This window comes from Streptomyces sp. NPDC041191, assembly GCF_055591945.1.
In genome coordinates, this window is sequence record NZ_JBVIZC010000004.1 from 353,385 (window position 1) to 371,691 (window position 18,307).

Here is an 18,307-nt window from a genome sequence, read left to right on the forward strand (position 1 = left end):
TTCAGCCGACGGGCCGGCGGAGGTGGAGGCGGGCGACGACCTCCTTGCCCGTCCCCAGGGCGTTGTGGTGCAGCCGTTCGCACAGCCTGGCGACCAGGCGGAGACCGTGACCGCCGGGACGGGTGGCGTCGGACGGCCGGAGGAGCGGCGGATGGGGAGAACCGTCACGGACGGTGATGTCCAGGAGGAACTCTCCGGGCGTCAGCTCCAGCAGGAGCACGCCCGGACCGGGGGCGTGCCGGTAGGCGTTGGTGACCAGTTCGGTCACGACGAGCTGGGCGTCCTGGCTCGCCCGGTCGCCGGGGAGGTGCCCCGCGAGGGCCAGCAGCGCGCGCGTGGCGTGCCGGAAGTCCGCGATCGGCGCGTCCGTCGTCTCCCAGACGGCGATGAACTGCATGGGTGCCGCCTGTCTCCGGATGCCGGAAGCCAATTCCCCGAACGGGATGGCCATGGTGTTCTCCTGTGCCGCTCTCTGGGCCGTGCCGTGCGGTGCGACGGCCGCTCGCCCGTTCCGCGTACCGCCGTGTCCCCGGTGGGAGCACGGCCTCAACTGGCGGGGGAAGGGCCCGTGCTGACGATCCGGAAGTGGTCGAGGGTCCCACTGATGTCCAGGAGCAGCCGCACCCCCGACCGCAGGGGGCCGATCAGCACCAGTTCACGGCCGTCCGCCGCGTGGCGGCGCCGGGCGTCGAGCAGCGCGTTGAGGAGCATGCTGTCGGCGAACGTGACCTGAGAGAGATCCACCGCCGTCACGGGGAGGGCCGCCTCGTCGGCCGCCGCCCAGGCGGCCTCGACCGCCTCCGTGTCGTCGTGATCCATCTCGCCGGTTACCGTGATCACGAAGACCTGTCCGTGCTGGGTGAAGTGCACTTTTCTCTCAGGGACCGCATACATGGCGTCATCTTCACACCGCTGGACGTCCCCACGCCAGCCGCCCCGGGGAGCACGCGTCATGACGGACCGTGAGGTGCCGCCGGCCGCCCGGCGGGGCCCCGGACCGTTTGTCCCGGCGGGCGCGGGCAAGGCGGAGTCCATGAGAGGCACAGACTCCGTCATCAGAACCGTGGCCCACGTCCTCGCGGGCGTCCTGGTCGTCTGGATCGCCCTGGACCTGCTCGACGCCAACCGGGCGAACACCGTCGTCGGCTGGTTCCACACCGCCGCCGACTGGCTCGCCGCCTGGTCGGTCGGGCTCTTCACCGTCTCCTCGCACGTCCTTCAGGTGCTGCTCGACTACGGCGTCCCCGCGGTCGTCTACGTGGTGGTCGCCCATCTGATCGCCCGCAGGACCGCGGCCTAGAAGCGGGCCGGCCCGCCGGGGTTCCGCCTGCGTACGTCCTCAGCCGTGCGCCGGCAGGCTCCCCCAGTCGAGACGCAGGACGGCGAGGTCGTCGGAGTGCCGTCCCGCGTTCAGCTCGTGGGTCTCCTTGATGAGGAGGTCGACGTGGACGGCCGGATCGGTCGCCGGAAGGCGCGCGACCAGGTCGAGCAGCCCCTCCACGCCCAGCCGCTCGTTCGCGGTGCCGCTGTGCCCTTCGGTGAGACCGTCGGTGTAGAGCGTCAGGGCACCGGCGGCGGGCAGCGGGACGACCGTGGAGGGCCAGCGGTGCGGTCCGGGTACGATCCCCAGGGCGATGCCGTGCTCGGCGGCCAGCTCCCGGGTGCCCTCGTCCGTGGTGAGGAGGGGCTCGTGGTGGCCGGCGAGGTGGACGACGGCGGTGCCGGCGTTCTGGTCGAGGGTGAGCAGGGTGCAGGTCGCGAACATGTGCTGGTTGCCGCGCTCGGCGATCAGGATGCGCTCCATCAGGTGCAGCAGGTCGTCGCCGCGGTGTCCGCCGAGGACGAGGGAGCGCCAGGCGATCCGCAGGCAGACGCCGAGGGCGGCGGCGTCGGGGCCGTGGCCGCTGACGTCGCCGACGACGGCGTGCAGCAGCCCGTCGTCCCCCTCCACGACGTCGAGGAAGTCGCCGCCGAGCAGGGCCATGGCGGCGCCCGGCAGATAGCGGGAGGTCACCCGCACCGTGGAGGTGTCCAGGATCGGCTGGGGCAGCAGGCCGCGCTCCAGGCGGGCGTTCTCCTCCGCCCGCAGCCGGGCGGCCTGGGCCTCGGCGCTCGCGCGTTCGGTCAGGCTGCGGTAGACGGCGTACCGGACCGTCCGGTGCAGGAGGTCCGCCTCGACCTTCCCCTTGACGAGGTAGTCCTGGGCTCCGGCGGCCATGGCGTCGGGGCCGGCCTGGGACTCGGAGAGTCCGGTCAGGACGATGACGGCGGCGTGCGGGGCCATGTCCCGGACCGCGGTGACCGCGTCGGTGCCCGACACGTCGGGGAGGTGGAGGTCGAGGAGGATGCAGTCGATCGGGGTGCCGGCCAGCTCCGCGCGGGCCCCGGCCAGGGTGGTCCGGGTGGTCAGCTCGAACCGCAGCCCCGTGTCGTGGAGCAGCTCCTCGACGAGCAGGGCGTCGCCCAGGTCGTCCTCGATCAGGAGGATGCGGTACGTCGGTTCGTAGGCCGGTCCGACGGGGTTCGTGGTCATGCCGGCGGTCACTCCGCCCGTTCCGCGCCGGAACCGGCGGTCTGCGGGGCGGGGACGGAGTTCTCCGGCGGCTCGGGCGCCAGGGTGAAGGTGATGCGCGCGCCGTCGCGGTAGTCCGGGTCGACGGCGATGGCGCCGCCGTGGAACTCGACGATCTTCTTGCACATCGCGAGGCCGATGCCGCTGCCGGAGTACACGTCCTTGGTGTGCAGCCGCTGGAAGATCACGAAGACCTTGTCGGCGTACTCCGGGGCGATGCCGATGCCGTTGTCGGTGACGGTGAACCGCCACATCTCGCCCTCCCGCTCCGCCGTCACGTGGATGCGCGGCACCTCGTCCGGGCGGCGGAACTTGACCGCGTTGCCGATCAGGTTCTGCCAGAGCATGCCCATCTGGGTGGGGTCGGCGACCAGGGACGGCAGCGGGTCGTGGGTGATCGTCGCCCCGGCCTCCTCGATGCCGACGCTCAGCGCGGACACCGTCCGCTCGAACACCTCCTCCAGGTCCACCTCCTGGTGGGCGTTGTGCAGCCGTCCGACCCGGGAGAAGTCGAGCAGGTCGTTGATGAGGGTCTGCATGCGGTTCGCCCCGTCGACGGCGAAGTCGATGTACTGGTCGGCCCGGCTGTCGAGCTGTCCCCCGTAACGCCGCTGGAGGAGCTGGGTGAAGCTGGAGACCTTGCGCAGCGGCTCCTGGAGGTCGTGGGAGGCCACGTACGCGAACTGTTCCAGCTCGGCGTTGGAGCGCTGGAGGTCCGCGGCCTGCGCGTCCAGGCGCAGGCGCGCGTCCTCGGTGAAGGCCAGTTCCCGCACCAGGCGCCGGCGCATGGAGTCGACCTCCTCGCCCAGGCGCCGCAGATCGGCGGGGCCGGACGGGGTGATGGGGTGCTCGAAGTCACCGCCGGTGATGACGCGGGCGTCCGCGCCGAGCCGGTCCAGCGGTTCGTTGATGCCCCGGCGCAGTCCTTCGAAGATCAGGACGGTCAGGAGGACGATGAACACCCCGATGGCGCTGAAGACCCAGTTCCGGACCTCCATCATGGCCATGAGGTCGTTCTTCGTACCGGTGCGCTCCGTGCTCAGCCGTTCCTGCTGTCCGCTCAGGGCGGCCCGTACCGCGTCGAAGGTCCTCCTGCCCTCCTCCGCCCGCGCCACGGCCAGCGGCGAGGACGCGCCGGGCGGCGCGGCGGCGATCGGCCGGGCGATCCGCTCCTGCCACGTGGCCACGGCCTTCCGCACGGCCGCCAGGTCGGCCAGGGCGGACCGCTCCCCGCGGAGCAGTCCGGAGAGCTGGGCGGCCCGCGCCTCCTGCTCGACGACCCCCTCCCGGTAGGGGGTGAGGAAGTCCGGCGAGCCGGTCAGCCCGTATCCGCGGATGCCGGTCTCCTGGTTGAGCACGGCCGACTCCAGGCGGATCGCCGTGGTCAGCGCGGGAGAGCGCACCTCCACCAGTTCCTCGCTGAGCGTCTCGGTCCGCACCAGGATCCACGCCCCCGTCGCTCCCAGCAGCGCCAGGACGGCCAGGGAGATGGCCGTCCCCACACGGAGCCACCGCCGGGTCGTCCACGCGGAAAGCCCCCGTGTGCGCGGTTGCCTCTCGTCGCCGGTCATTCTGTGGACTCCTCGCTGTGCCGGCCGCCAGGATGCGGCGCGATCACTTTAATGGGCGACAACGGTTGTTGTCGCCAAGCCGCCCGGGGACCTACAGTGCCAGGTGTGCCAGGCAAGAACTTCGTACTGCGGACCACTCCGCAGGAGACGGCCGCCGTCGCGGACGCGGCGGTCGGCGATCTCGCGCAGCGCCTCGTCCAAAGGCTTCTGGAAGGTCCTTCGCATCCGGCACGGGAGGACCGCGCACAGGCCCTGGCCCTGCTCCACGTCCTCGACCACATCCAGAAGGCCGCCGAACGGCTCCAGCGCGGAGCGGTCGAGGCCGGTGCCCGCGCGGGCGCCGGCTACCCCCAGCTCGGCGCCGCCTGCGGCATGACCCGACAGGGCGCCCGCCGTCGCTGGCCGGGGCTCTTCGACCACTCACACGACAAACCCACGGAGCAACCGATCATGACCACCCCCGCCCGCCCGTTCGACGTCCTGCTCGTCGAGGACGACGTCGCCGACGCCATGCTCATCGAGGAGGCCCTCTCCGAGCGCGGGGCCCGCAACCTGGTCCAGGTCACCGACGGGGTCGCCGCGCTGGAGCACCTGCGCGCCCCGGACACCCCGCGCCCCGACCTCATCGTCCTCGACCTGAACATGCCCCGGATGAACGGCAGGGAGCTGCTGAAGGTCCTCAAGACCGACGAGGAGCTGCAGACCATCCCCGTGGTGGTCCTCACCACGTCGACGGCCCCCGACGACGTGACCGGCGCCTACAGCAGCCACGCCAACGCCTATGTGACCAAGCCGGTCAACCTCGACGAGTTCGAGCGGGCCGTCCAGAGCATCGACGCCTTCTACCTGGACACCGCCGCCCGGCCGCGCCCCTGACGTCCGCGCCCCGTTCCGCGCTCCCCGGGAGAGTTCTCCCGGGGAGCGCGGAACGGGCGGTGTCAGGACAGGTCGATGCGGGCCGTGACGCGCTTGCCGGCCGCCTCCCGCCGGATCCGGAGGTCCCGGGTGACGGCCTTGACGATCTCCAGACCGTGCTGGCCGATCCGTCCGGGATCGGCGGCACGGGCCGCCGGAACCGTGGGGTCGCTGTCCCACACGGCGACGTCCACGGTGCCGGGGGTGAGGCTCAGCCGGAGCAGGACCGGGCCCGGGGCGTACCTGCGGGCGTTCGTGACCAGTTCGCTCACGACCAGCCGCGTCACGTCCGCCACCCGCTCGGACACGATCACGCCGCATTCGGCGCGGACCCCGTCGAGGAAGGCAGTGGCCAGATCCCGCGCCTCGGCGATGGACTCGCCGTCCCCGTCCAGCGGGTACTCGGCCCGCGCCAGACTGTCCTCGGACGCCGCACAGGCATCACCCTCAGCATCGGACCCCACTGTCATCGTCCTCTACCCCCGCGTTCCCGCGCACCTACCCGCCATGGAGTCCCCTACACCCTATGTGGTGCGCGCCACAGTGGAGCGGGTGCGCGCGGCGGGAGCATGGCGGAAAACAGCGGACCGGCGGTTCCCGGCGTCCGGCCCCCGGCGCACCTCTACGGCCAACTCCCTTGTTCCTCGGCGCCTTTGTCCGCCGCAGCGCCCGTTTGGGGCGCGGGGCGCGGGGCAGCCGGACCGCTACGGACAAGACACAGCGAGAGGTGCGAGTCGATGTCGACAGGAATCCTCCTGATCCTCGTGATCGCCGCCGTCGCCCTGGCCGCGCTCGTCGCCGTCGCCGCGGCGAACCACCGGCGGCGGACGCGTCTGCGCGAACGGTTCGGTCCCGAGTACGAGCGGGCGGTCGAGGAGACCGGGAGCAGGCGGGCCGCGGAACGGGACCTCGACGCCCGGGAGCGACGCTTCCGGGAGCTGGACGTCAAACCGCTGCCCAGTGGCGTACGGGACGAGTACGCCCGGCGCTGGAGGGACCTCCAGGAGGAGTTCGTCGACCGGCCCGAGGGCGCGGTGCACGACGCCGACCGGCTGGTGACGGACCTGCTCAAGGAGCGGGGCTACCCCACCGAGGGGTACGAACAGCAGATGCGCGACCTGTCCGTGCGGCACGGCCGCACGCTCGAACACTACCGGGCGGCCCAGGAGGTGCACGCCCTCAGCTCCTCGAAGTCGGCCACCACCGAACAGCTCCGGGAGGCGATGGTGCACTACCGCGCCCTCTTCGGCGACCTGCTCGCCGACGGCGAGCCGACCGGCTCCGGCCGGTCCTGACGCGGAGGCGGAACACATGCGAGACCACGACACGCCGGAGCGGCCGAAGACGGCCGGCTCCGAGGCCCGGACCGATCCCGAGGCCCCGGTGGGGAGCGGGGGCCCGGCGGAGGACGGAGTCCTGGTGAAGGCCGGAGTTCCGGTGAAGGCCGGAGTTCCGGCAGAAGCCGGTACCCGCGCCGAGGGGTCCCCGGCGGAACGTCACGACGGCACGGCGGCCGTTCGCCGGGAGACCGCGCCGGACGCGACGGGCGGCGCCGGAGAGGCGGTGGCGGAGACGCGCCACGAGCCGGCCACGGCCGCCGACGACCCGGCCACCGGCAACCCGGCCATTGGCAGCCCGGCCACCGACGGCTCCAACGGCTCCACCACCGGCGGCCCCGCCGTCGCGGAGGCCGCGTCGTCCGGGGACGCGGACCGCCGCTCCCGCGACGGGCGCCCCCCGGAGGGCGCCGGACCCGCGGAGGACGAGGACGCCCCGGCCCTGTTCGGCCTCGCGGACGAGGACGCGTACCGCGGGCGCTGGCGCGAGGTCCAGGGCCTGTTCGTCGACGACCCGCGCGAGGCGGTCCATTCGGCCGACGCGCTCGTCGCCGACGTGATGCGGGCCCTGGCGGACGTCTTCGCCGACCACAAGCGCACCCTCGAAGGGCAGTGGAGCGAGGGGCGGGACGCCGACACGGAGAGCCTCCGCCTGGCGCTGCGCGAGTACCGCTCGTTCTTCCACCGGCTCCTGTCCACCTGAGCCGTCCGGCCGGTGACCCCCCACCGGCGGCCCCGGGGCCGGCCCCTCCCGTGCGGAGGGCCGGCCCCGGGGCGCGTCCGGCCCGGGGCCGGCGCGCTCACGGGGAAGCGGGCCGGGAGGGCGCGCCGCCGTACGTCCTCACAGGGCGGCGTGCGCCCCGCCGCGTTCCCGGCCGCCGGGGTGGCGGTGCCGCCAGATCCAGAACACCGTCGAGGAGAGCAGGGCCCAGGCGGCCAGTACCAGGAAGGGGAAGAGGTGCTGGTGGCCGCCGAAGTACACCGCCGTGTGCTGCGCGTTCACCGAGGCGCCCGGCGGCAGCCACTGGCCGATGTGCCCGAGCGCCGACGGCAGCAGGGGCCAGGACACCGCGCCGCCCGACGAGGGGTTGCCCAGGAGGACCATCAGCCCCCAGGTCGGCAGCATGGCCCACCGCCCGATCAGGGTGTTGAACATGGAGAAGACCATGCCGGAGGCGAACATGGTCAGCGCGAGGATCAGCCACGACTCGACGAACGGCAGGTCGAGGGCGCCCAGCAGCCAGTCCACGGTCGCGGCGATGGCGAACCCGCCGAGGAGCGAGTAGAGGACGGTGAAGGTGATCCGTTCGGCGGGGTTGAGCGGCCTCGCGTGCACACTGAGCTGGATGGCCCCCACGAAGCCGATGATCACGGCGGCGAGCGAGATGTAGAACAGCGCGAGGCCGCGCGGATCGCCCTTCTGGAGCGGTTTGACGTCCGTCACGGTGACCGGCACTCCCGTGGACCGGCCCACCGTCACCGCCGCCTCCGCGAGGAGCTGCGCCACGGACGCCCCCGAGGCGCCGGCGACGTCGAAGGCCACGCGGCCGTCCCGCAGGGTCATGACGGCGAAGACCCGCTGCTCGTTCACCGCCTCCAGCGCCTCGGCGCGCGTACCGTACGGGCGCAGCGCGAGCGAGGAGTCGAGCGCCCGTTCCATCCCCTCGGCGAACTTCGTGCCGGTCGGCGAGTCCGCCCCGAGGACGGCCGTCGGAATGTGACGGGGGGTCGGATTCGCCATGGTGTACGTGTACGAACCGGCGAAGAGCGCGGCCGCGGCGGCCAGGATGAGGACCAGGACGGTCGCCGGGAGGAAGGGCGAACGGGTGAACATCTCCCAGCGCTCGGCCCGGCTCGGCGGTCTGCCGTGGGCGCCGTGCGGTGGCGCGGGACGTCCGCCCTCCGGTACGGCGCCTTCGCCCGGACGGCCGGCGCCCGCGTCAGCCTCGTCGTCGCCCCCGTCCGTGCGCCGGGCGTCGGCGCCCGTGCGTACGGTGCGGTCGGGCGTGCCTTCACCCGCGTCACGGGTCTCACCGCGTCCTGGTCCCGGAGGGCCGGCCGCCGGGACGCTCCCCGGGGGAGTGTCGTGAGGAAGGGGCGTGTCGTCGTGTGGGTCGGACATGATCTCCACACTAATCCGATCAAATGGGGTGCATCACCACGGATGCTCTCCCGTTCCGGGCACCGGACGACGGCACGTCATGGGCTGCTCGCACGAGCGCCCCTCACGCGTCACGGGGAGGAACGGTCACGGGACGCGTGAGGGGACGGGAGGGGGCGGTCGCGGTGTCCCGTCAGCCGGTCAGCGCGAAGTCGCTCTCGGAGCGGGCGCGGGACAGCTGACGGCGGGCGGCGGCCAGTGCGGCGTCGATGTCGCGGGTGCCGGTGGACACGCACAGGGTGTAGGTGACGTCCTCGATCTGACGGCGCACCTCGGCCGAACCGTTCCCGGTCCGAAGGGCCCGCAGCGTCTCGTACTGCTCGACGAGGTTCTCCAGCACCATGGGGTGTGCCATCAGCATCGGCCGTCTCCTTACTCCGAACGGGGGACACGCGTCCCGCTCCGCCCGTCTGCCCCGGATCCCCGGCGGTAATCGCGCGATCCGGAGCGGACCCGTCGCGGATCGCGCGATCGCCGCCGGGGGAGAAGCGGGGGGGCGGACCCGTCCCCGGCGACCGGCTCCGGTCGCCGAACGGGCCTCCTCCGGTCCCGCCGGGCCGGCCGGACCCCCTCACGATCCGGAACAAGTAGCGGACATCACGTCCCGAATCTTCTGCAACTAGTTGCAGAACCCTTCCGGGGTCCCCTAGAACGGTGGGTGACGTTCCCGCGCGAGGAGGCGCCCGCATGACCCCGTACCCGCACCTGCTGACCCCGCTCGACCTCGGGTTCACCACCCTGCCCAACCGGGTGATCATGGGGTCGATGCACGTCGGCCTGGAGGAGACCGAGCACGGTTTCGAGCGCATGGCCGCCTTCTACGCGGAACGCGCCCGCGGCGGCGCGGGCCTGATCGTCACCGGCGGCATCGCGCCCAACGAGGCCGGCCGCCCCTGGGACGGCGGGGCCAAGCTCACCACGGCCGAGGAGGTCGCCGAGCACCGGCTGATCACCGGGGCCGTGCACCGGGAGGGCGGCCGGATCGCGATGCAGATCCTGCACTTCGGCCGCTACGCCTACCACCCCGCCCTGGTCGCGCCCAGCGCCCTCAAGGCCCCGATCAGCCCCTTCGTGCCGAACGAGCTGACCGACGAGGAGGTCGAGCGGACCGTCGAGGACTACGCCCGCTGCGCCGTGCTCGCCAGGGAGGCCGGGTACGACGGCGTCGAGGTGATGGGCTCCGAGGGCTACCTGATCAACGAGTTCATCGCCGCCGCCACCAACCGGCGCACCGACCGCTGGGGCGGCTCGTACGAGAACCGCGTCCGCTTCCCGCTGGAGATCGTCCGCCGGATCCGCGAGCGGGTCGGCGAGGACTTCATCCTGGTCTACCGCCTCTCGATGCTGGACCTCGTCCCCGGCGGCTCCACCCTGGAGGAGGTCGTCCGGCTGGCCAAGGAGATCGAGGCCGCCGGCGCCACCCTCATCAACACCGGCATCGGCTGGCACGAGGCGCGCATCCCCACCATCGCCACCTCCGTGCCGCGCGGCGCCTACACCTGGGTGACGAAGCGGCTGATGGGCGAGGTGTCCGTGCCGCTCGTCACCGGCAACCGCGTCAACACGCCCGAGGTCGCCGAGGAGATCCTCGCGGACGGCCGCGCCGACCTGGTCTCCCTGGCCCGCCCGTTCCTCGCGGACCCGGACTTCGTCGCCAAGGCCGCGGCCGGCCGCGCCGACACCATCAACACCTGCATCGGCTGCAACCAGGCGTGCCTGGACCACACCTTCAACCTCAAGATCACCTCCTGTCTGGTCAACCCGCGCGCCTGCCACGAGACCGAGCTGGTCCTCTCCCCCACCCGCCGCGCCAAGCGGATCGCGGTGGTCGGCGCGGGTCCGGCCGGCCTCTCCTGCGCGGTGTCGGCGGCCGAGCGCGGCCACTCCGTCACCCTCTTCGACGCCGCCGCCGAGATCGGCGGCCAGCTCAACGTCGCCAAGCGGGTGCCGGGCAAGGACGAGTTCGAGGAGACCCTGCGCTACTACCGCGTCCAGCTCGACGAGCGCGGTGTGGACGTGCGCCTGAACACCCCGGTCGCGGCGGCCGACCTGGACGGCTACGACGAGGTCGTGGTCGCCACCGGCGTCTCCCCCCGCACCCCCGGCATCGAGGGCGTGGACCACCCGAGCGTCGTCAGCTACCTGGACGTGCTGCGGGACGGCGCGCCGGTCGGCGAGCGGGTCGCGATCATCGGCGCCGGCGGCATCGGCTTCGACGTCGCGGAGTTCCTGACGGACGGCGGGGAGGGCGCGAGCCGGGACCCCGAGACGTACTTCCGCCAGTGGGGCGTCGACACGTCGTACGAGAACCGGGGCGGACTGCGCGCGCCCGAGCGGACCGCTCCCCCGCGCCAGGTGCACCTGCTCCAGCGCAAGAGCACCAAGGTCGGCGCGGGTCTCGGCAAGACCACCGGCTGGATCCACCGCACCGAGCTGAAGCACCGCGGCGTGACCATGGTGGCGGGCGTGACGTACGACCGGATCGACGACGAGGGCCTGCACGTCACGATCGACGGCGAGACGCGGCTGCTTCCGGTCGACACGGTCGTCCTCTGCGCGGGGCAGGAGTCCCGGCGGGACCTCTACGAGGAGCTGGTGGCGGCGGGCCGGACGGCGCACCTCATCGGCGGCGCGGACGTCGCCGCCGAGCTGGACGCCAAGCGGGCCGTCGACCAGGGCACCCGCCTGGCCGCCGCCCTCTGACCGACGCGGTCGCCGTGGCCCGCCGAACCTAGGATGCGAGCATGTCCCTCCCGCACGCGATCCTCACCGCGCTGCTCGAGAAGCCTTCCTCCGGTCTCGAACTGACGCGCCGCTTCGACAAGTCGATCGGCTACTTCTGGTCGGCCACGCACCAGCAGATCTACCGTGAGCTGGGCAGGCTGGAGGAGGCGGGGCACGTCCGGGCCCTGCCCGCTCCGGTACCCGTCCGGGGACGGCGCAAGGAGTACGAGGTGCTGCCCGCGGGCCGTGCCGAGCTGGGCGACTGGGTCGCCAGGGCCGAGGACCCGAAGCCGATGCGGTCCGCCCTGCTGCTGCGGATGAGGGCGGCCGCGATGGTCGGGACGGCGGGCCTCCGGGCCGAGCTGGAACGTCATCTCGCTCTGCATCGGGAACAGTTGGACGAGTACCTGGCGATCGAGGACCGGGACTTCCCGGCCGAGCGGCGCGGCGCGGAGCCGGACCGGCTGCGCCACCTCGTCCTGCGGGGCGGGATCGACCTAGAGCGTTTCTGGGTGGAGTGGCTGACGAGCGCCCTCGCGGAACTCGGTCCGGAGGAGTAGCCCGCCGGGGCGCGGACCCCGGCGGCCCCGAACGGTCCGGACGCGCGGGGCCGTTCACCCGCGACGGGACCCGTCGGCGTGGATACTGGACCGCACCGGTTCCACGACACGAAAGGGCTGGTATGGCCGACGACTTGGGGCACCGCGCGGCACGCCACGCGGTGGTCATCGGGGGAAGTCTCGCCGGACTGCTCACCGCGCGGGTCCTCGCCGACCACGCGGAGAAGGTGACGGTCGTCGAGCGCGACCGCTTTCCCGAAGGTCCGGAGGCGAGGCCGGGCGTGCCGCAGGGACGGCACCTCCACGCCCTGATCGCGGGCGGACAGCAGGCGTTCGACGAACTGCTTCCCGGCTTCATGGACGAGCTGACGGAACTCGGCGCGCCGAAGGTGGGCGTTCCCCGGGACATGATCCAGTGGCAGAACGGAAGATGGCTCCGCCGCACGGCCGCGACCACGTACTTCTCCACCGGTCCGCGTCCGCAGCTGGAGTGGCTGGTGCGGCGGCGGGTGCTCGCCGACCACCGGATCGAGCTGGTCGGGGGCGTCGAGGCCGTGGGCCTGACCGGCGACTCCGCGCGGGTGCGGGGCGTACGGCTGCGCGAGCGCGGAGCCGGGGCGGGCGGGAAGATCCGCACCCTGGCGGCCGACCTCGTGGTGGACGCCTCCGGGCGGTCCACGAAGGCGGCGGACTGGCTGGCGGCCATCGGCGCGGAGGCGCCGCACGAGGAGACCCTGGACACGGGGCTCGCGTACGCCACGCGGGTCTACCGCTCCCCCGCCGACGACTCCGTCTCCGACGCGACCGGTTGCTACATCGTGCCGAACCCGACGCAGGTGTACGGCGGTGTGGTGCTGCCCCTCGGGGACGGGCGCCATCTGGTCACCCTGTCGGGCCTGCGCGGCGACGAACCGCCCGTCGACGAGGGCGCGTTCGAGGAGTACGCGAAGCGGCTGCCGCACCCGGTGGTCAGCGACTGGCTGGCCCGGGCGGAGCCGGACTCCCCGGTGTACGGCTTCCGCAGGACGGCCAACGTCCGGCGCCGGTACGACCGTCCGGGCCGCCGTCCGGCCGGTTTCCTGGCCACCGGTGACGCGCTGTGCGCCTTCAACCCGATCTACGGGCAGGGCATGGCGGTCGCCGCGCTCGGCGCGGTCGCGCTGCGCCGGGCGCTCACCGACCCGAGGCGGACCCCGACCACCCGGGTGGTGCAGCGGGCGCTCCTGGGCGCCTCGAAGCAGGCCTGGGACATCTCGGCGGGCGCCGACAGGAAGATGCCCGGCGCCACCGGGGACGCGGCGCGCACCGGTCCGCTGGACGGTGTGGTGGGCCGGTACCTGGGCCGGGTGCAGGAGCGGGCCCCGGGCGACCCGGTCGTGGGGGCGGCGTTCCGCGCGGCACTCGGCCTGACGGCCCCCCTGTCCTCCCTGTTCGCTCCGGCCGTGGCCCGGGCGGTGCTCTTCGGCCCGGTCCCCGCGACACCGGCCGAACCACCGCTGTGGCGGGAGGCGTAGGGCCCTGCCGGGTGGCCCCGGAGAGGTGAGGGGCCGCCCGGCCCCCCGGTCCCTCATGCCTCCGGGGCCGCCGTGATGACGCCCGCGGCGATGGCCGCGCCGAGCGACGCGTGGTCGTCGGCGTTCTGACGGGCGTAGGCGAGGGCGAAGTCGGCGACGGCGCGGTCGAAGACGTCCGAGCCGCCGAGGTAGGCGGCGAGGGCGATCCGGTCCCCGGAGCGGGCGTGGGCGCCGGCCAGGGCCCGGCCGCAGAGCCGGGCGTAGTCCCGCAGCGCCGCCGGGGACAGGGCCTCCACCTCGACCGGGCCCCTCGTGTCGCACAGCCGGCGCCAGTGGAAGTGGCGCTGTTCGGGCCCGGTCATCCAGCCGAGGAGGACGTCGCTCGCGGCCTCGGCGATCCGCCGGCCGCAGACGACGCGGCGGCCCTGGTGGGAGTGGGCGGTCGGGGCCAGGTACTCCTCCAGGACGGAGCGACCGGCCTCCTTGACCCGCAGGACGAGCGGGTCGTCCTCGTCCCTGCCCTCGAGGAGGAGGACGAAGCAGCGGGTGCCGACGCCGCCGACCCCGGTGGTCTCGCGGGCGGCGTCGAGGAGGCGGTAGCGGTCGAGGAGCAGCCGGCGTTCCCCCGTCAGGGAGCTGCGGTGGTCGCTGAACGCCTTGCCGAGGGCGGCCCGGTCGACGTCCGTGACGCGTTCGAGGAACGGCGGGTCGTCGACGATGCGCCGGCGGCCGGTCCCGTCCGCCCCAGCGGGCACGGCGAGCGTCCGGAGGCCGGTGCGGCGGGCACGGGCGAGCCGGTCCGTGGCGCGGGCGCCGCGGCGGACGAGGGGGAGGAGACCGTCGGCGGGAACCCGTTCGTACCAGACGGCCAGTTCGCCGAGGCCGGCGAGGCGGCGCACGGCCGTGCGGTACGCCTGGACGGCGGCGAGGGCGGCACGGCGGGCCCCGGTCTCGGCGGCGCCGTTCTGGAGGGCGGCGACGGCGACGCTCGCGGCGAGCCGTTTCACGTCCCACTCGAAGGGGCCGGGGAGGGTCTCGTCGAAGTCGTCGATGCCGAAGAGGAGCGTCCGTTCGGGTGACGCGTGGACGCCGAAGTGGAGGAGGTGGGCGTCGCCGCAGAGCTGGACGGTGAGTCCGGTGCCGGTCTGGGCGCCGAGGTCGGCGGCCATGACGGCGGCGGCGCCGCGCAGGAAGGCGAGGGGCGAGGCCGCCATCCTGGCGTACCGGAGGGGAACGAGGTCGGACAGCCGGTCCCGGCACTGGCGTTCCAGGACGTCCAGCGGGTCGGGGCGCTGGGAGCTGGGTATCCAGCGGCCGTGGGAGGAGCGGGAGACGCGTTTGCGGGCCGCTCTGCCCCGTGCGGCGCGTTCCGACGGCGTCGTCATCCGGCCTCACCCGCCTCTTCCGCCGGGGTGGTCTCTCCCCGTCGCCTGAACCCTCATTACAAGGCGCCGCACCCGTTCCGGCCACTCCTTCCGGCCGGAACGCCGGGGTCCGCGCCGGGGAGAGCGGGGTCCGCACGGGGGGGCGGGGTCCGCACGGGGGGGGCGGGGTCCGCGCCGGAACGGCGGGGTCCGCACCGGGGAGGGCAAGGTCCGCACGAAGGACGGGCGGGGTCCGCACCGGGGAGGCCAAGGTCCGCACGGGGGCGGGAGCGGGCCGCCCGCCCGGACCGGGCGGTGCCGGGGCGGCGGTTCCGCTCCGGTAACCTGCGCGGCATGATCCCTTCCCCCACCGGTTCCGACGACGCCGCGGTCGCGGCGGCCGGGGCACGGGCCGGCGCGGACGTGGTCCGCGGCATGTACGGCAGGCGGCTCGACCGCGTCGACAAGGGCGCGGGGGACTTCGCCACCGCCGCCGACCTGGAGGCCGAACGGGCGATCCTCCGCGTTCTGCGCGCCGCACGGCCCGACGACGCGGTGCTCGGCGAGGAAGGCGGACGGCAGGGTGCCGCGGGCGCCGTGCGCCAGTGGCTGGTGGACCCCCTGTGCGGGACGCTGAACTACGCCGCCGGCGCCATGCTGGTGGCCGTCAACGTGGCGTTGCGCGGCGGGGCGGCGGCGGTGGCCGACCCGTTCGGCGGCGAGATCTTCCTCACCGACGGGAAGACCGCCCTGGTGCGGCGCGACGGGGCCGGGGACGCACCACTGTCGCCCTCGGCCGCCACCCGGCTGGTGGACGTCAACCTGGACCCGCCGTTTCCGAACGCGCCCGGGTTCCGGGCCGTGGACCTGCTGGCCCACCCCGTGTTCGCCGAGCGCTTCCGGCCCCGGGTGGTGTCCACGACGCTGGCGCTGGCCTGGGTCGCCGCCGGCCGGCGCGCCGCGTACGTCACCGACGGCGAGGACCTCGCCCACAGCGTGCACTTCGCGGCCGGCATCGCTCTGTGCCGGGCCGCCGGCTGCGTCGTCACCGGGATCGACGGCGCCCCGGTCGGCGAGGGGGGCCGGGGCCTGGTGGCCGCCGCCGACGACGAGACCCACGAGCTGCTGATGTCGATGACGCGGGGCCGGCGCCGCGACGCGGCCGGCGGGCCGGGGCCCGGCCGGTCCTGAGCCGGGACCCGGCCCGCCGGGCAGGTCCGGGCCGTCGCCCCGGAAGCCTCCTCCGCCCGTGGGAACCGTCACGCGCACGGGGCGCCGGTGTCCCGGCTCCGCCCGCCCTGCGGGACGGTTCCCGCACGGGGGTCCGGGGAGCGGTCAGGTGCGGGTCGGTACGGGGCCGCACATCTGGTTGCCCGGGTCGGCCGGATCGTCGCTGGTCCAGAACTGGATCCACAGTTCGGTGAATCCGGGACGGTCGAGGTAACCGTCCCCGTCCTGGTCGAGGCGGTCGAAGACGTCGGCGACGTCGACGCTCCCGCCGTGCCAGGTGTCGACCAGCCGCCGGTGCTCGGCGGGAGAGATGCGCCCGTCGCCGTCCTCGTCGACGGCGTCGAAGACGGTCTCGGCGGTCGCGGCGACGACCTCGCGCATCGTGGGCAGCAGGTCCACCATGGCGAGGATCTCGTCCAGGTCGACCCTGCCGTCCCCGTCCGTGTCCACGTGGGCCGCGAGGAGGTCCCACCAGCCCAGCATGACCCTCTCCACGCGCGCGGCCAGTTCGGATCCCGGTCTCACGCGGGGCAGCCCCCTCCAGCGTTCCGCGAGGGCCTGGAAGTCGCGCCGGTCGAGGTAGCCGTTGCCGTCGGCGTCGAACGCGCGGAACACGGCGACGAGCTTGTCGCGCTGGAACTCACTGGCCACGGTCTGTCCTTCCGTCGGGGTCCCCGGCGATCATGCCCGCGAAAGGTCGTCCCCCCAACGGCGCCCGGAAGCGGGAAGAGGCGCGCCCGGCACCCGCGCACGCGCCCGATGCCTCGCGCGCCCCGTCCGGCCGGCGGCGCCCGGCACGCGCCTAGACGATCCCCTCCGCGATGTCCGCCTCCTCACGGGCCGTGCCGTACGCGGTCGGCGTGCCGTACGAACGGCGGGCGACGTACCACCAGACGCTGGCCAGGAGCAGGACGACGACGAGTGCGATGACGGCGTAGTTCATGGTGTCGACCGTCACCGGTGACTTCTGCGGCAGGCAGAAGAGGACGGTCACGAACGCCACCCAGACGACGGCGGTCCAGCCGATCGGCCTGCTCCAGCGGCCCAGGCTCCACGGGCCGGGGACGAACCGGTCGCCGGCGCGCAGCCGCAGGTAGATCGGGATGGCGTAGGCGGGCGTGATGCCGATGACGTTGATGGCGGTCACGGCGCCGTAGGCGGTGGCCGAGTACAGCGAGGGCACGGCGATCAGCGCGGCCACGCCGACCGAGAGCCAGACCGCCGGGACGGGGGTCTGGGTGCGACCGCTGACCTTGCGCCAGAGCGCCGACCCGGGCAGGGCGTTGTCCCGGCTGAAGGCGAAGACCATCCGGCTCGCCGCGGCCACCTCGGCGTTGCCGCAGAAGAGCTGGGCGACGATCACGACGAGCAGCAGGGCGGTGGCCCCGCCGGAGCCGAGCGCGTCCAGGAAGATCTGTGCGGGCGGGACGCCGGTGGCGCTGTTCTGCGTGGCGGCGTAGTCCTGGATCGCGAAGGTCAGGCCGGCGAGCAGGGCGAATCCGGCGAGCCAGGAGACCCAGATGGCCCGCACGATGCCCTTGGCGGCGGCGACGGAGGCGTTGGAGGTCTCCTCGGAGAGGTGGGCCGAGGCGTCGTAGCCGCAGAAGGTGTACTGGGCGAGGAGCAGGCCGATCGCGGCGACGTAGAAGGGGTTGGCCCATCCGGTGTCGTTGACGAACTCGGTGAAGACGAACCCGGCGGACTGGTGCCGGTCCGGGACGAGGGCGAGGGCGCCGACGATGACCGCGACGCCGGCCAGGTGCCACCAGACGCTGACGGAGTTCAGCACGCTGACCAGGCGGACGCCGAAGAGGTTCAGGACGGCGTGGAGCAGCAGGATGGCGAGGAAGATGAGGAAGGTGGAGCCGACGGTGGGTTCGAAGCCCCACTGGAGGTTGAGGAAGGCTCCGGTGAAGAGGGCGGCGCCGTAGTCGATGCCGGCGATGGCGCCGAGCAGGCCGAGGAGGTTCAGCCAGCCGGTGTACCAGCCCCAGCGGCGTCCGCCGAGCCGGTCGGCCATGTAGTAGAGGGCTCCGGAGGTCGGGTAGGCGCTGGTGACCTCGGCGAGGGCGAGGCCCACGCAGAGGACGAAGAGGCCGACGCCGGCCCAGCCCCACAGCATGACGGCGGGTCCGCCGGTGCCCAGCCCGAAGCCGTAGAGGGTCATGCAGCCGGAGAGGACCGAGATGACCGAGAAGCTGATCGCGAAGTTGCCGAACCCGCCCATGCGGCGGGCGAGGACGGGCTGGTAGCCGAGCTCTCTCAGCCTCGCCTCCTCGTCCTGGGCGGGCGGTGGCGTGTGTATCGCGCCGGTCGGGGCGTCGGTGCGGGCCATGGGCATCTCCGGGAGGCGGGGGAC

At 73.7% G+C, this 18,307-nt stretch carries 18 protein-coding genes; 8 read left to right on the forward strand and 10 right to left on the reverse strand.

Annotation, left to right across the window (positions count from 1 at the left end):
- Window position 1: 1 nt before the first annotated feature.
- Both ACZ6AQ_RS10390 and ACZ6AQ_RS10395 read right to left on the reverse strand, forming a co-directional pair.
- Window positions 2-451, reverse strand: coding sequence for an ATP-binding protein (locus ACZ6AQ_RS10390; RefSeq protein ID WP_468758990.1), 450 nt, complete (start codon window positions 449-451; stop codon window positions 2-4).
- A gap of 95 nt (window positions 452-546) precedes the next feature.
- Window positions 547-894: an STAS domain-containing protein gene (locus ACZ6AQ_RS10395; protein WP_468758991.1), complete on the reverse strand. Its 348-nt coding sequence runs from the start codon at window positions 892-894 to the stop codon at window positions 547-549.
- Window positions 895-1,033: 139 nt separating this feature from the next.
- Here ACZ6AQ_RS10395 and ACZ6AQ_RS10400 point away from each other — a divergent pair, with 139 nt between their 5' ends.
- Window positions 1,034-1,300: a hypothetical protein gene (locus tag ACZ6AQ_RS10400; protein WP_388689711.1), complete on the forward strand. Its 267-nt coding sequence runs from the start codon at window positions 1,034-1,036 to the stop codon at window positions 1,298-1,300.
- 39 nt (window positions 1,301-1,339) lie between these two features.
- Here ACZ6AQ_RS10400 and ACZ6AQ_RS10405 read toward each other — a convergent pair whose 3' ends face one another.
- Together ACZ6AQ_RS10405 and ACZ6AQ_RS10410 are read right to left on the reverse strand one after the other, a co-directional pair.
- Entirely contained in the window at window positions 1,340-2,533 is a 1,194-nt protein-coding gene (locus tag ACZ6AQ_RS10405) for a PP2C family protein-serine/threonine phosphatase (protein WP_468758993.1), read from the reverse strand.
- An 8-nt stretch (window positions 2,534-2,541) separates the two neighbouring features.
- Window positions 2,542-4,143 carry a sensor histidine kinase gene (locus tag ACZ6AQ_RS10410; protein ID WP_468758995.1) on the reverse strand — a complete coding sequence of 534 codons (1,602 nt, stop codon included), beginning with the start codon at window positions 4,141-4,143 and terminating at the stop codon, window positions 2,542-2,544.
- A gap of 105 nt (window positions 4,144-4,248) precedes the next feature.
- On the opposite strand from ACZ6AQ_RS10410, the gene ACZ6AQ_RS10415 reads away from it, so the two are divergent.
- On the forward strand, window positions 4,249-5,019 hold the full coding sequence (locus tag ACZ6AQ_RS10415) for a response regulator (protein ID WP_468758996.1): 771 nt from the start codon (window positions 4,249-4,251) through the stop codon (window positions 5,017-5,019).
- A 62-nt stretch (window positions 5,020-5,081) separates the two neighbouring features.
- Here ACZ6AQ_RS10415 and ACZ6AQ_RS10420 read toward each other — a convergent pair whose 3' ends face one another.
- On the reverse strand, window positions 5,082-5,528 hold the full coding sequence (locus ACZ6AQ_RS10420) for an ATP-binding protein (RefSeq protein WP_468758997.1): 447 nt from the start codon (window positions 5,526-5,528) through the stop codon (window positions 5,082-5,084).
- A gap of 267 nt (window positions 5,529-5,795) precedes the next feature.
- On the opposite strand from ACZ6AQ_RS10420, the gene ACZ6AQ_RS10425 reads away from it, so the two are divergent.
- Entirely contained in the window at window positions 5,796-6,353 is a 558-nt protein-coding gene (locus ACZ6AQ_RS10425; RefSeq protein WP_468758998.1) for a hypothetical protein, read from the forward strand.
- Window positions 6,354-6,369: 16 nt separating this feature from the next.
- Window positions 6,370-7,098: a hypothetical protein gene (locus tag ACZ6AQ_RS10430; protein ID WP_468759000.1), complete on the forward strand. Its 729-nt coding sequence runs from the start codon at window positions 6,370-6,372 to the stop codon at window positions 7,096-7,098.
- A 138-nt stretch (window positions 7,099-7,236) separates the two neighbouring features.
- Here ACZ6AQ_RS10430 and ACZ6AQ_RS10435 read toward each other — a convergent pair whose 3' ends face one another.
- Together ACZ6AQ_RS10435 and ACZ6AQ_RS10440 are read right to left on the reverse strand one after the other, a co-directional pair.
- Window positions 7,237-8,229 carry an ABC-2 transporter permease gene (locus ACZ6AQ_RS10435; RefSeq protein WP_468759002.1) on the reverse strand — a complete coding sequence of 331 codons (993 nt, stop codon included), beginning with the start codon at window positions 8,227-8,229 and terminating at the stop codon, window positions 7,237-7,239.
- Window positions 8,230-8,689: 460 nt separating this feature from the next.
- On the reverse strand, window positions 8,690-8,917 hold the full coding sequence (locus ACZ6AQ_RS10440) for a DUF5133 domain-containing protein (protein ID WP_468759004.1): 228 nt from the start codon (window positions 8,915-8,917) through the stop codon (window positions 8,690-8,692).
- A gap of 326 nt (window positions 8,918-9,243) precedes the next feature.
- Between ACZ6AQ_RS10440 and ACZ6AQ_RS10445 the strand changes: the two genes are divergently transcribed.
- The 3 genes from ACZ6AQ_RS10445 (at window position 9,244) to ACZ6AQ_RS10455 (ending at window position 13,354) form a co-directional block, all read left to right on the forward strand.
- Window positions 9,244-11,259 (forward strand): NADPH-dependent 2,4-dienoyl-CoA reductase, encoded by a 2,016-nt coding sequence (locus ACZ6AQ_RS10445; RefSeq protein WP_468759005.1) that lies wholly within the window; start codon window positions 9,244-9,246, stop codon window positions 11,257-11,259.
- A gap of 41 nt (window positions 11,260-11,300) precedes the next feature.
- Window positions 11,301-11,840: a PadR family transcriptional regulator gene (locus tag ACZ6AQ_RS10450; RefSeq protein WP_388689729.1), complete on the forward strand. Its 540-nt coding sequence runs from the start codon at window positions 11,301-11,303 to the stop codon at window positions 11,838-11,840.
- Between the two features lie 122 nt (window positions 11,841-11,962).
- Window positions 11,963-13,354 (forward strand): NAD(P)/FAD-dependent oxidoreductase, encoded by a 1,392-nt coding sequence (locus ACZ6AQ_RS10455; protein WP_468759007.1) that lies wholly within the window; start codon window positions 11,963-11,965, stop codon window positions 13,352-13,354.
- 53 nt (window positions 13,355-13,407) lie between these two features.
- On the opposite strand, the gene ACZ6AQ_RS10460 is transcribed toward ACZ6AQ_RS10455, so the two are convergent.
- Window positions 13,408-14,739 carry a DUF2252 domain-containing protein gene (locus ACZ6AQ_RS10460; protein WP_468759009.1) on the reverse strand — a complete coding sequence of 444 codons (1,332 nt, stop codon included), beginning with the start codon at window positions 14,737-14,739 and terminating at the stop codon, window positions 13,408-13,410.
- A 333-nt stretch (window positions 14,740-15,072) separates the two neighbouring features.
- Between ACZ6AQ_RS10460 and ACZ6AQ_RS10465 the strand changes: the two genes are divergently transcribed.
- Window positions 15,073-15,909, forward strand: a complete 837-nt coding sequence (locus ACZ6AQ_RS10465; protein ID WP_468759011.1) for an inositol monophosphatase family protein — start codon at window positions 15,073-15,075, stop codon at window positions 15,907-15,909.
- 144 nt (window positions 15,910-16,053) lie between these two features.
- Here ACZ6AQ_RS10465 and ACZ6AQ_RS10470 read toward each other — a convergent pair whose 3' ends face one another.
- Together ACZ6AQ_RS10470 and ACZ6AQ_RS10475 are read right to left on the reverse strand one after the other, a co-directional pair.
- Complete coding sequence (locus ACZ6AQ_RS10470; protein ID WP_388689736.1) at window positions 16,054-16,599, reverse strand: EF-hand domain-containing protein; 546 nt, start codon at window positions 16,597-16,599, stop codon at window positions 16,054-16,056.
- Between the two features lie 151 nt (window positions 16,600-16,750).
- Window positions 16,751-18,283: an amino acid permease gene (locus ACZ6AQ_RS10475; RefSeq protein ID WP_468759013.1), complete on the reverse strand. Its 1,533-nt coding sequence runs from the start codon at window positions 18,281-18,283 to the stop codon at window positions 16,751-16,753.
- Window positions 18,284-18,307 lie beyond the last annotated feature (24 nt).